The sequence below is a fragment of the Bacillus sp. 05T21 genome (genome assembly GCF_056396785.1).
The window spans coordinates 144507-156674 of sequence record NZ_JBFTMD010000005.1; the positions used below are offsets into that span (position 1 = coordinate 144507).

The window sequence follows — 12168 nt, forward strand, 5'->3', positions numbered from 1 at the left end:
ATTTTGCTATAATTATTTTCTAAGGGGGATGAGTATGGTGGAGATACATATTAGAAAGGCAATGAAAGCTGATATTTCGGCAATTGCGAAAGTGCATGTGGAAAGCTGGAAAACGACGTATACTGGGATATTCGCTAACGAAATTTTAGGAAATTTAACATTTGAACAAAGAAAAAAGCAATGGGAAAACATTTTTCAAAAAGAAGACAATCTACAATATAGATTTGTAGCAGAGACGTTAACTGGGGAAATTATCGGATTTATCGATGGGGGAGTTGAAAGAACAGGTACATATAATTGTGATGGGGAATTATATGCAATATACATTTTACAAAAATATCAAGGAATGAAGATAGGACAAAGATTATTTCAAGCATTGCTATCGGAATGTAAAAAAGATAATATGCAATCTCTGTTAGTTTGGGTTGTTGCTAATAACCCTTCTAAAAAGTTTTATGAAAAATATAATCCTGAAAAAATTGACACGAAGCTTTTAGAAAGACTAAATGTAGAAGAAATAGCATATGCTTGGCGAGATATGGATTGTTTATACAAAACACTATCAAATTAGAATACGATAATATTATTATGTAAACTTAATCTGCGAGAATGAAAAAATACATCAATTATTATATTGGTGTATTTTTTTGTTGCCGGATTAAATGTTTTGAAAAGGTGAAAAGTTTAGCTAGATAAAAAAATTCTGAAATATTTCTTGAAATGATTATCATTATCAATTAAAATCATAGTTGATAATAAAATTCAACTGTCAGAAGTTTTACAAAAAAATGATAGTGTTCGTCTAAAAGAGGAGGAGCAGTATGCAGCATGCGAAACAAATCGCGGAACATGCAACAATACAAAGCTTTTTAAATTGTTATTTAAGAGAAACAGGAAGTGGAGAATGGATTACGGAGGATAAAAGGATGGAAAATATTTTCTGTCATTCATTTCAAAGAGACGCTATCCCCACTTATTTATGCTGTCGGTTATCGGCACAAAACGTTACTTTGTATGGGGAAGTTATATATAAATCGTCAACGGACCGTCATCTATTTGGAGAACAATTTTATTACCAAATTGGCGAAAATAAAAATGTTATTAAAGCAGATTATATTACGGTTATTATGTTTTTAATAAAGGAAATGTCTATTAACTATGGAGAAGGTACGAATCCTGATGAACTTATGCTTCGAGTTATTCGCAGTTGTCAAAATATTGAGGAATTTACAAAAAAGAGAGCAGAAGATACATCTGCATTATATGGTTTCCATACAACTTTTATTGAGGCGGAGCAATCTTTATTATTTGGACATTTAACTCATCCTACACCAAAGAGTAGACAAGGTATATTGGATTGGAAAAGTTCCATGTATTCTCCTGAATTAAAAGGGGAGTGCCAACTTCACTATTTTCGGGCACATAAAAGTATAGTAAGTGAAAAGTCATTGTTACAAGATTCTACAACGGCGATGATAAAAAAGGAATTAAAGAACGATGAAAAGGTAGGTCAAGAATTTATTGAAGAGTACTGTCAAGAAGATGAATATTCATTAATTCCAATCCATCCGCTACAAGCAGAATGGCTATTACATCAACCTTATGTACAAGAGTGGATAAATCAAGGAGTACTTGAGTATATGGGTCCCGTAGGTAAGTATTATATGGCAACATCATCACTTAGGACGCTATATCATCCTCATTCGAAATATATGCTTAAGTTTTCATTTCCGGTGAAAGTAACAAATTCAATGCGCATTAATAAGTTGAAGGAACTTGAGAGTGGCCTTGAAGGGAAGGAAATGTTAAATACGTCAATTGGTGAAGTACTAGAAAAGTATCCAGGTTTTGATTTTATTTGTGATCCAGCCTTTATTACCTTAAATTATGGAGCAAAAGAGTCTGGATTTGAAGTGATTATTCGAGAGAATCCTTTTTATAGTGAACATGCAAATGACGTTACTTTAATTGCAGGACTAGTTCAAGATGCTATACCGGGAGAACGTACTCGTTTATCGAATATTATTCATCACTTAGCGGATTTAGAAGGTAGAAGCTGTGAAGAAGTAAGTTTAGAGTGGTTTAGACGATATATGAATATCTCTTTAAAGCCGATGGTATGGATGTATTTACGTTATGGCGTTGCATTAGAAGCGCATCAACAAAATAGTGTTGTTCAATTGAAAGATGGTTATCCAGTTAAGTTTTACTTCCGTGATAATCAAGGTTTTTATTTCTGCAATTCAATGAAGTCAGTGCTAGATAATGAACTAGCGGGTATTGGCGAACGTACTGGGAATTTATATGACGATTACATTGTAGATGAAAGATTTCGTTACTATTTAATTTTTAATCATATGTTTGGACTAATTAACGGTTTTGGTACAGCAGGATTAATAAAGGAGGAAATTCTTCTTTCGGAATTAAGGTCTGTACTTGAAGCGTTCCTTCCATATAACCGCGAACCTTCTACATTTTTAAGTGAATTGTTGGAAGAAAATAAATTGGCATGTAAAGCAAATTTGCTAACGAGATTTTTCGATGTTGATGAACTGACAAATCCTTTAGAGCAAGCAATTTATGTACAAGTAGATAATCCACTCGTTAGAGAAGTGGCTGTTCGTTCATAAGTAGTGCTAAAATTTCACGTAATACAAATAATGGAATTTGATATTCCGTATTATAGCGGAGGGATTTATGAAAGAAGAAGTTTATCACATAAAAATATTGAAGGCACTCCAATCAAAAGAGTACATTTCAGTAAGAAGAAGAGTATTCCGGCAATTAGTAGAATCGTTAATTTATGAAGAAATCATTCCGCCGATTCGTATACAAAAGGGAGAGCAAATACTTTTTATTATACAAGGTCTTGATGAAAAGGATCAAAATGTAATGTACCAATGCTATGGGCAAGAACGTATGACATTTGGGCGTATTTGTTTACATGACTCATTAATAATGAGAGTTCAAGATGAGGAAGAAGAAATACAATCAGTTTCACAATTTTTACAGGAGATTTTTCGGATTGTTCAAGTGGATCGAACGAAATTGGATTCTTTTATTCAAGAATTAGAACAAACAATCTTTAAAGATACGATTGCACAATATGAGAGAAGTTGTGAAGAAGACTATCTTGCGAAATCTTATGATGAGCTTGAAAGTCATTTAATAGATGGACACCCGTATCATCCTAGTTATAAAGCACGCATCGGGTTTCAATATCGTGATAATTTTCAATATGGATTTGAATTTATGCGACCAATGAAAATTATATGGATTGCAATTCATGAGAAATATACGACTGTAGGATATGAAAGTGAAGAGAGTTATAACTGTACCTTTAAAGAAGAAATTGGTGAAAAGAAAATCGAAGAGTATATGGATCGTATTCGAACAATGGACTGTGATTCGAAGAAGTACATGTTTATACCTGTTCATCCTTGGCAGTGGGAGAACTTTATTATTCCGAATTATACTGACCATATACAGGATAAATATATTATTTATTTAGGGAAATCAGAAGATGATTATTGCGCGCAGCAGTCGATGCGGACATTAAGAAATGTTACGAATCGAGAGAAACCATATGTAAAGTTATCAATGAATTTACTCAATACTTCAACTATCCGTACATTAAAACCACATTCGGTTGTGAGTGCACCTGCTATATCGAATTGGTTAAAAGATATAGTAAATCATGACCCTTATTTAAGGGATGAATCGCGTTTAATTTTGTTAAATGAATTTTCGAGTGTTACGTACGATGCGAATAAAAAAGCTACGTATGGCTCATTAGGATGTATTTGGCGCGAAAGCGTTCACAAATATTTAGATAAGAAAGAAGAGGCAATCCCATTTAACGGTTTATATGCCAAGGGAAAAAATGGGACACCAACTATTGATTTGTGGTTAAAGAGATATGGAGTAGAAAGCTGGTTACAATTGCTTATTCAAAAAGCAATTATCCCAGTTGTACACCTCGTTGTAGAGCATGGAGTCGCATTAGAATCACATGGACAAAACATGATTTTAGTTCATGAAGAGGGAATACCAGTCCGTATTGCACTAAAAGATTTTCATGAAGGACTGGAGTTTTATCGTCCATTTTTGAAAGAACTCGAAAAATGTCCTGACTTTACTAAAATGCATAAAACATATGCGAATGGTCAAATGAATGATTTCTTTGAAATGGACCGTATTGAATGTTTACAAGAAATGGTTTTAGATGCGCTTTTCCTATTCAATCTAGGTGAACTGGCTTTCGTGCTGGCAGATGAGTATCAGTTGAAAGAGGAACAATTTTGGATCATTCTTGTTGAAGAAATAGAAGATCATTTTGAAAGATTTTCGCATTTGAAAGAACGTTTTGAAGCATTACAATTATATGCACCTACATTTCATGCAGAGCAATTAACGAAGCGTCGTTTATATATGGATGTGGAATCGCTTGTTCATGAAGTTCCAAATCCATTGTATAGAGCAAAGCAACTTACAATACAAAAATCAGTTGTTACAGGGGGAAATCATGCTAATCGTTAATAAACAAGAATTTAGCAAATATGATTTTGAATTGAGATTACAAGGTTACGAGGGAGTGGAACAATTTCAAGAAGCAGAAGGAAATAGATTTGCACTTTGTCTGAAAGATCCATTCGATATTATTACGCTTGTGTTTTTCCTAAAAGAAAAAAGAGCATCTGTACTACTTATTCATGAAGATACGCCAAAGGATACAGCTATTGAAATGGCAAAGCGCGCAAAGTGTACTGCACTTTTATACGGAGAAAGTAACGACTTTACAAAATTAGAAGTTCCAAATCTATTACAAGAAGAACCGTCTTTATTGCAGTATAGTTCAGGTACAACAGGAGAGCCAAAACTGATTCGTAGAGCATGGACGGAAATTGAAACAGAAATTGCCGCTTACAATGAAGCTTTAAAATGTGAAGAAGACGAAGTGCCAATTGTAATGGCTCCAGTTTCACATTCATACGGATTAATTTGTGGCACGTTATCAGCAATTACGAGAGGTAGTAAGCCTATAATCATTACAAATAAAAACCCTAAATTCGCATTAAATATAGTTCGTAATACCGAAAAACATATCATATACGCAGTACCACTTATGTTACATATTATGGGGAGTTTTCCACAAGGGACTTTTCAGTTTCATAAAATTATGACATCAGGATCACCTTTGCCAGAAACGCTATTTTATAAGTTAAAGGGCATGACGAAATACATGATGCAGCAGTACGGCTGTTCTGAAGCTGGTTGCATTAGTATATGTCATGCTATGGAAACACATTTGGATTTAGGAAAACCACTTCCTCATGTAAGTATTAACATAGGTTCAAATGAAGATGAACCTGAAGAAATCGTAGTGAAAATTGCTGAAAAGGAGATTTATACAAAAGATTTAGGTTATAGATCTGAGCAAGGCCTTCATTTCATGGGGCGAATAGATGATGTTATTAATGTGTCCGGTCTAAAGGTATTTCCTATAGAAGTGGAAGAAACGATGCTTCGATTAGAAGGTATTCAGGAGGCAATTGTATACCGGGGCAAGCATCCTGTGATGGGAGAAATAGTAAAAGCGAAAGTAGTCTCTCGTATTGAACCAGTACAAATAAGAGAATGGTGCATACAGCATTTACCGTCTTATAAAGTGCCACATGAAATTGAAAATGTAGCAGAGATTCCGAAAAATAAAACAGGGAAAGTAAGTCGGAAGTTATTAGAGATGGGAGAGATAACAACATGAGTCGTGAAATGTTAAAAGAAGCAGTTTTAAGTATTATGAGAGAAAAAATGGAACTGAAAAATGTAACACATTTAGAAGAAACGATGCGTTTAAATCAAGATTTATATATAGATTCGGTAATGATGTTACAGCTTATTGTATACATTGAAATGGAATTAAAGTTATGTGTTCCAGAAGATGAGATAGATCCAAAGGCGTTTCTTACAGTAGGATCTTTGCTTGACTTTATGGAAGAGTTAAAGCCGTTACAAGCAGTAAATATGAATAATTAAATTTGAGAAAGTGGATGAGAGTATGACTTCAATTAAAGTTCACTGTTTAGTGAGTTGTTTTTGTGAAATTATAAAAAGGCGTAGTGATATGGATTTCCGTCCATTTTATTTCGGATTATGGGATGGAGACTTTGATATAACAGAAGGCGGGATTATTTCTTATCATTCCGAAAACATTAACCATGACAATTACTTGCTTTGGTATGAAAAATTGTATGGGATAAAAGTGAACGAATGGTACGATCATTCAAAAGATAAAAGTAGCAATGTAGAAACATTTTTAGAATTAGTAGAAAATAAGCCGGAAAATCGTTACGTAATTGTAATGGTTGATATGTCTTTATTGCCTGAGAGAGAAAATAAGTTTCATCAAAAACCGTTTCCGCATTACTTAATGATATCGAAGACAGAGAAAGAAGATGAATGGTTCATGCTTGATCCTGATTTTCGCTGGGAAGGGAATATGGAAAGAGAAAAAGTGCTCCATTCTGTTAAAGACAACCCATTTGGTGGAGGCTATTTCATTGATATAGAAGGAATTCAGAAGCCAACACAAGAGATGGTAGAAAGTTATTTCATGGAAACATTCAAAAAAGATGATAATGAACTAACAATGGAATTAAAAAAATTAATAATAAAAATGGTAAATGAAGAGGGTGGGTATTCACTTTCCGGGCTCGTAACGGCAGTAAAGCAAATACCCGTATTGGCAATACGTAAATATAGCTATGAACATGCCTTTGCATACTTCCGTGAAACTTTACAATATTCGGAGCAAGAATTTGATTATTGGTGTGATCGAGTGGAAGACATTGTACAAGGATTTACAAATGTACAGTACCGTGCTATTAAAATGGCAATGACAAATAATAAAGATATGTTATTACCAATTGTTGAAAAACTTGATGAAATGAATACAATTGAACTGCAAATCAAGGATGAACTAGAGAAACAGTTTCTGTTATGGAAAGAAATTACAACAAATCAGTCTTTCTTAACTAATACAAGTTCATTGAATTTAAGATAAGGGAGTTCAAACCAATGAAATATTCGCTATGTACAATTTCATTTCGCCATCAACTAATTTCATTTACTGATATTGTTCAATTTGCATATGAAAACGGTTTTGAAGGAATTGAGTTGTGGGGGACCCATGCACAAAATTTATATATACAAGAGCGTGAAACGACAGAACGAGAAATAGATTATTTAAAGGATAAAAATTTAGAAGTTACGATGATAAGTGATTACTTGGACATATCATTATTAGCGGATTTTCAAAAAACGATGGAAAAATGTGAACAGCTGGTAACACTAGCTAATTGGTTTAATACAAATAAAATTCGTACGTTTGCCGGGCAAAAAGGTAGTGAGGATTTCTCGGAACAAGAGAGAAAAGAGTATGTGAAGCGAATTCGCATGATTTGTGATCTATTTGCTCCGCATAATATGTATATACTATTAGAAACACATCCAAATACGTTAACGGATACTTTGCCGTCTACTTTGAAATTGTTAGAAGAAGTAAATCATCCATATTTAAAAATAAACCTTGATTTTCTTCATATATGGGAGTCTGGTGCAGACCCTGTAGATAGTTTTCATCGATTAAAGCCGTGGATACAACATTACCATTTTAAGAATATATCATCAGCGGAGTATTTACACGTGTTTGAACCAAATAATGTATATGCCGCTGCTGGAAGTCGTATAGGAATGGTTCCATTATTTGAAGGTATTGTAAACTATGATGAAATCATCCGGGAAGTGAGAGATACTGATCATTTTGCTTCGCTTGAATGGTTTGGGCATAATGCGAAAGATATATTGAAAGAAGAAATGAAAGCATTAACGAATAGAAAATTAGAAGTAGTAAGTTCATAAGGTGAAATGATGAAAGAGTCTCGTTTAGGAGACTTTTTTTTATTTTATCAATAACCAAAAATTACCATGTATTTAATTTCGGATTTGATACAGTTTAATATATATAAGGAGGTGATCGGTAATGGCTAGAAATCGTAACGCTAATCAATTAGCATCACATGGAGCACAAGCAGCTCTAGATCAAATGAAATATGAAATTGCACAAGAGTTTGGTGTACAGCTTGGAGCTGATACTTCTTCACGTGCAAACGGTTCTGTAGGCGGTGAAATTACAAAACGCCTTGTAGCGATGGCAGAACAACAGCTTGGTGGCGGATATACTCGCTAAATGTAGAAGGTTATAGGAGAAAGGAAGGATTCTTCCTTTCTTTTTTATTTTCAATTAATTGGTATGGATATATTGTGAACAGGATTCAAAGAATAGGAGTAATGCTATATTTTACCCAATTTCTTTTGTTGTAAATGGAAAGTAGTAAAGATGAAATAGCCCTGGTGGAATGTAAACATAATTTCCAGCAGGGCTATTATATGGTAAGAAATATATGATGAAAGGTTCCGAAATCAACATGTTAAAAAAAGAAAACTGTTGTTTAATTGCACTTGCATCAGTTCCACTTGTTATGACGCTAGGTAATTCAATGCTTATTCCAATCCTGCCAACCATTGAAAAGAAATTACATATTTCATCTTTCCAAGTATCCATGATAATTACAATTTATTCTATCATTGCAATTATACTTATACCGATTGCTGGTTATTTATCAGATAGATGGGGACGAAAGATGGTAATGGTTCCAAGTTTATTAATTGCAGCTATTGGAGGAGCGATAACGGGATGGGTATCATGGAAAGTTGATAACCCTTACGTTTGGATTCTTATCGGAAGAGCAATTCAAGGGATAGGTGCTGCTGGTGCTATGCCAGTTGTCATACCATGTGTCGGTGATTTATACAAAGATGAAAAACAGGTTAGTGCAGGTTTAGGAATCATTGAGACGTCAAATACATTTGGAAAAGTATTGAGTCCCATATTAGGATCAGCTCTTGCAGCTATTGTATGGTTCTTACCATTTTGGGCGATTCCAGTTTTATGTGTAATATCGATTGTTTTACTACTGGTACTAGTAAAGGCGAAGAAACAAGAAGAAGAAGTCCCACCACTTAAAGAATTTATTCAATCTATTATCTCTACGTTTCGAGAAAAGGGAAGATGGTTAATTGCCATTTTTATACTAGGTGCAATTATTATGCTTATTTTATTCGGAATACTTTTTTATCTGTCAACTATACTGGAGTCGAAGTACGATATTCATGGTATATGGAAAGGGTGTGTACTTGCTATTCCTTTACTTGTACTATCACTTAGCTCATATATGGCTGGTAAAAAAATTGGAGATAAACAAGATATTATGAAAAAGTGTATCTATATTGGATTTTTACTGGCTGCTGCCTCTGTCTTCTTACCTTTATTTCTAAAAGGAATCTATTTGCTACTTCTTTGTCTCGTTATTATGGGTGGAGGAATTGGTATGGTGTTACCATGTCTAGATGCTCTTATTACACAAGGGATTGAAAAAGAGCAGAGGGGGACAGTTACGTCATTTTATAGTTCAATGCGATTTATCGGTGTAGCAGCTGGACCACCCCTGTATTCTTTTTTTATGAAAGGGGCAGACCATGAAGTGTTTTATTTAACGAGCATCTTCGCTGCTATTGGTGCTGTCATAGCAATTATTTGGATTAAACCAGCAAAAGATAAAATGATGTTAAAACAGAAACCGGAACCAACTTCATAATGCGAAAGAGAATTGCATGCCAATTACATAACATGCAATTCTCTTTAATTAGTTAGGAAAAACAACTTGTTTTAACATATAAAGTGCGACTCCCCATATGATTAGCCCTGAAATTTTATTTAATACTATAATCGTTTTTCCTGTCGAGTCAAATCCTTTTAGAAATTTTCCAGCAAAAGCTAAACTAATAAACCAGATCCAAGAAACTATAATTGTTGCAAAAGTGAAAGCCCATTTCTCACTTCCTATGTACTGTATAGAGTTTGTTCCGATTACACCAATTGTGTCTAAAATTGCGTGTGGATTTAGTAATGAAACTGATGCGGCGAAAATAATTTGATTTTTTAAAGGCATGCTTTTTTCTTGTTTTACATCATTTGAAGGATCGCTTCTCCAAATAACCCAGCCCATATACATAAGAAAGAAAAATCCAATCATATACAAGGTGGTTGTTAACCAAGAGAAAGTTAAGAGGACAAGAGAGACACCTTGTACAGCAATTAATATTAATAATGTATCACATATAGATGCAGTCAAGACTACAGGAGCAGCTCGCCAAATATTTGGTTGACTAGCGCCTTGGTTAAAGACGAAAACATTTTGGACACCTAATGGAATGATAAGACCAAATGCAAGGATGATACCGTGAATAATTGCTTCACTCATCAGATTACCTCCTACTTAATTTGATTAATTATGATAGTCTATATTGTATAGAAGAAATGAAAATTTGTATCCATCCATATGGTTGGATAGGTTACCAACCATAAAATATGTGAGGTGAGATAATGGAAAGGCTCGTTTGGAAACCTAATATGTCTTCATCTATTCCTTTGTATAAACAAATAGAATCTTATATAAAAGAGAGAATTGTTAATGGGGAATGGACAATTGGAACTAAATTACCTTCACAAAGAGCTTTGGCGCATGCGTTTGAAGTGAACCGAAGTACAATTGTAATGGCTTTCGATGAGTTAATAGCAAAAGGGTATATTGAGGGGAATGGACGGAAGGGAACAATTGTTATAAAAAATAGTGAGAATACTTCAACATATGCCCCGCCTCCAAACTGGCAGTCTTACGTAGAAACAGGACTTCATTATCCGAATCTTCCTGCTGTACAAGAGATTAATCAAGCTGAATTTACTCCCAATGTAATTCGATTAGGAACAGGTGAACTTTCACCGAGTCTCTTGCCTGAGAAAAAGATGAAGGGTATTATTAATAAAATTTTACAATCAAATGTTCCACTTGGGTATGAGGAACCGAAAGGGAATCTCCATTTAAGAGAAAAAATTGCGGAATATTTAAAAGGGCATGGGGTATATGTATCTCCTGACTCTATTTTAATTGTTTCAGGGGCAATTCAAGCATTGCAGCTTATTTCTATGGGGCTTCTTCCGAAAGGAGCGTCAATTTTATTAGAAAAACCATCATATTTATATTCGCTTAATGTATTTCAATCAGCAGGAATGCGCTTGATTGGAATACCAATGAATGAGAATGGTATAAATACTTCATACATTACAAAATATAAGAAACAATTTAACGCATCTATTTTATATACAATCCCATCTTTTCATAATCCGACCAATTTTAGTATGAACGCTAAGAAGAGGGAAGAAGTGATGGAGATATGTAATGAAATTGGATTACCTATTATTGAGGACGCGGTATATCAAGATTTATGGTTCGATGCACCAGTTTCAAAACCTTTAAAGGCATATGATAAAAATGGGATCGTGCTACATATTGGAAGTATGTCCAAAGTCATTAGTCCTGGTTTAAGAATTGGGTGGGTTGTTGGATCAGAATCTGTTATTCAAAGATTAGCAGATATAAAAATGCAAACTGATTATGGTTCAAGTTCTATATCCCAGCAGATTGCAGCGGAGTGGTTTGAAAATGGATTGTATGATGAACATTTACAGTTTGTAAGAAGTGAATTGAAAAAACGTAGAGATTTTATGATAAGTATGTTAGAAAAGTATTGTAGTGGCATTGCAACTTGGCATGAGCCAGCAGGAAGCTTTTACATTTGGCTACATATAAATCTACCAATTTCGAATCGTAGTTTATTTGAAAAAGCTTTACAAGAAAAGGTGTTGTTAAACCCAGGCACTTTGTATGATAGAAGTGCTAACCAATTTTTACGTCTTTCTTATTCCTATGCAACTGTAGAAGAAATTGAAGTTGGAATAAAAAAGATTGCGCAATTAATTAAAGGGTAAAAGGAGAAAAACATGAAACAATATGTGATTTGCCAAATTATCGATGGGGATAAATATTTAGCTGCTTATGCGGAGACAAAACAGGATGCAGTTGAAAAAGCAGAACTGTTAGGATTAAGAACCGGAAACCGTTACATAGTAATTACCGCGGAAGAAGCTGAAGGGTTAACTTATCCTTAAGCAATGTGTGTGGTATGTAGGAGATAAATAAGCCTAGTAAT

At 34.1% G+C, this 12168-nt stretch carries 12 protein-coding genes; 11 read left to right on the forward strand and 1 reads right to left on the reverse strand.

What is annotated here, in order from left to right:
• Positions 1 to 34: 34 nt before the first annotated feature.
• From AC1DKZ_RS12900 to AC1DKZ_RS12940, 9 genes are all read left to right on the forward strand, one after another.
• Positions 35 to 571 carry an N-acetyltransferase family protein gene (locus AC1DKZ_RS12900; protein WP_476996389.1) on the forward strand — a complete coding sequence of 179 codons (537 nt, stop codon included), beginning with the start codon at positions 35 to 37 and terminating at the stop codon, positions 569 to 571.
• Positions 572 to 821: 250 nt separating this feature from the next.
• Entirely contained in the window at positions 822 to 2630 is a 1809-nt protein-coding gene (locus tag AC1DKZ_RS12905) for an IucA/IucC family protein (protein ID WP_431182064.1), read from the forward strand.
• Between the two features lie 67 nt (positions 2631 to 2697).
• Positions 2698 to 4539, forward strand: coding sequence for an IucA/IucC family protein (locus tag AC1DKZ_RS12910; RefSeq protein ID WP_476996390.1), 1842 nt, complete (start codon positions 2698 to 2700; stop codon positions 4537 to 4539).
• Positions 4526 to 5764 carry an AMP-binding protein gene (locus AC1DKZ_RS12915; protein WP_113938251.1) on the forward strand — a complete coding sequence of 413 codons (1239 nt, stop codon included), beginning with the start codon at positions 4526 to 4528 and terminating at the stop codon, positions 5762 to 5764. The genes AC1DKZ_RS12910 and AC1DKZ_RS12915 overlap by 14 nt, the downstream gene beginning before the upstream one ends.
• Complete coding sequence (gene asbD, locus AC1DKZ_RS12920; RefSeq protein ID WP_242308669.1) at positions 5761 to 6036, forward strand: petrobactin biosynthesis protein AsbD; 276 nt, start codon at positions 5761 to 5763, stop codon at positions 6034 to 6036. Before AC1DKZ_RS12915 ends, asbD begins: the two co-directional genes overlap by 4 nt.
• A gap of 22 nt (positions 6037 to 6058) precedes the next feature.
• Positions 6059 to 7063, forward strand: coding sequence for a DUF6005 family protein (locus AC1DKZ_RS12925; RefSeq protein WP_476996391.1), 1005 nt, complete (start codon positions 6059 to 6061; stop codon positions 7061 to 7063).
• A 14-nt stretch (positions 7064 to 7077) separates the two neighbouring features.
• Entirely contained in the window at positions 7078 to 7920 is an 843-nt protein-coding gene (locus AC1DKZ_RS12930) for a sugar phosphate isomerase/epimerase family protein (protein WP_113938254.1), read from the forward strand.
• Between the two features lie 121 nt (positions 7921 to 8041).
• Positions 8042 to 8248, forward strand: coding sequence for an alpha/beta-type small acid-soluble spore protein (locus AC1DKZ_RS12935; RefSeq protein WP_000113539.1), 207 nt, complete (start codon positions 8042 to 8044; stop codon positions 8246 to 8248).
• 217 nt (positions 8249 to 8465) lie between these two features.
• A complete protein-coding gene (locus tag AC1DKZ_RS12940) occupies positions 8466 to 9716 on the forward strand; it encodes an MFS transporter (protein ID WP_080220952.1) in 1251 nt (416 codons plus the stop codon).
• A gap of 48 nt (positions 9717 to 9764) precedes the next feature.
• Here AC1DKZ_RS12940 and AC1DKZ_RS12945 read toward each other — a convergent pair whose 3' ends face one another.
• Entirely contained in the window at positions 9765 to 10382 is a 618-nt protein-coding gene (locus AC1DKZ_RS12945) for a LysE/ArgO family amino acid transporter (RefSeq protein WP_002031419.1), read from the reverse strand.
• 122 nt (positions 10383 to 10504) lie between these two features.
• Between AC1DKZ_RS12945 and AC1DKZ_RS12950 the strand changes: the two genes are divergently transcribed.
• Together AC1DKZ_RS12950 and AC1DKZ_RS12955 are read left to right on the forward strand one after the other, a co-directional pair.
• Positions 10505 to 11947, forward strand: a complete 1443-nt coding sequence (locus tag AC1DKZ_RS12950) for an aminotransferase-like domain-containing protein (protein WP_476996392.1) — start codon at positions 10505 to 10507, stop codon at positions 11945 to 11947.
• A gap of 12 nt (positions 11948 to 11959) precedes the next feature.
• Positions 11960 to 12127, forward strand: a complete 168-nt coding sequence (locus AC1DKZ_RS12955; protein ID WP_002012388.1) for a DUF3933 family protein — start codon at positions 11960 to 11962, stop codon at positions 12125 to 12127.
• Positions 12128 to 12168 lie beyond the last annotated feature (41 nt).

Excerpts from the sequence above, each read along its gene's own strand:
- AC1DKZ_RS12900 (WP_476996389.1), top strand. The coding sequence starts at position 35 with ATGGTGGAGATACATATTAGAAAGGCAATGAAAGCTGATATTTCGGCA.
- AC1DKZ_RS12905 (WP_431182064.1), top strand. The coding sequence starts at position 822 with ATGCAGCATGCGAAACAAATCGCGGAACATGCAACAATACAAAGCTTT.
- AC1DKZ_RS12910 (WP_476996390.1), top strand. The coding sequence starts at position 2,698 with ATGAAAGAAGAAGTTTATCACATAAAAATATTGAAGGCACTCCAATCA.
- AC1DKZ_RS12915 (WP_113938251.1), top strand. The coding sequence starts at position 4,526 with ATGCTAATCGTTAATAAACAAGAATTTAGCAAATATGATTTTGAATTG.
- asbD (WP_242308669.1), top strand. The coding sequence starts at position 5,761 with ATGAGTCGTGAAATGTTAAAAGAAGCAGTTTTAAGTATTATGAGAGAA.
- AC1DKZ_RS12925 (WP_476996391.1), top strand. The coding sequence starts at position 6,059 with ATGACTTCAATTAAAGTTCACTGTTTAGTGAGTTGTTTTTGTGAAATT.
- AC1DKZ_RS12930 (WP_113938254.1), top strand. The coding sequence starts at position 7,078 with ATGAAATATTCGCTATGTACAATTTCATTTCGCCATCAACTAATTTCA.
- AC1DKZ_RS12935 (WP_000113539.1), top strand. The coding sequence starts at position 8,042 with ATGGCTAGAAATCGTAACGCTAATCAATTAGCATCACATGGAGCACAA.
- AC1DKZ_RS12940 (WP_080220952.1), top strand. The coding sequence starts at position 8,466 with ATGAAAGGTTCCGAAATCAACATGTTAAAAAAAGAAAACTGTTGTTTA.
- AC1DKZ_RS12945 (WP_002031419.1), bottom strand. The coding sequence starts at position 10,382 with ATGAGTGAAGCAATTATTCACGGTATCATCCTTGCATTTGGTCTTATC.
- AC1DKZ_RS12950 (WP_476996392.1), top strand. The coding sequence starts at position 10,505 with ATGGAAAGGCTCGTTTGGAAACCTAATATGTCTTCATCTATTCCTTTG.
- AC1DKZ_RS12955 (WP_002012388.1), top strand. The coding sequence starts at position 11,960 with ATGAAACAATATGTGATTTGCCAAATTATCGATGGGGATAAATATTTA.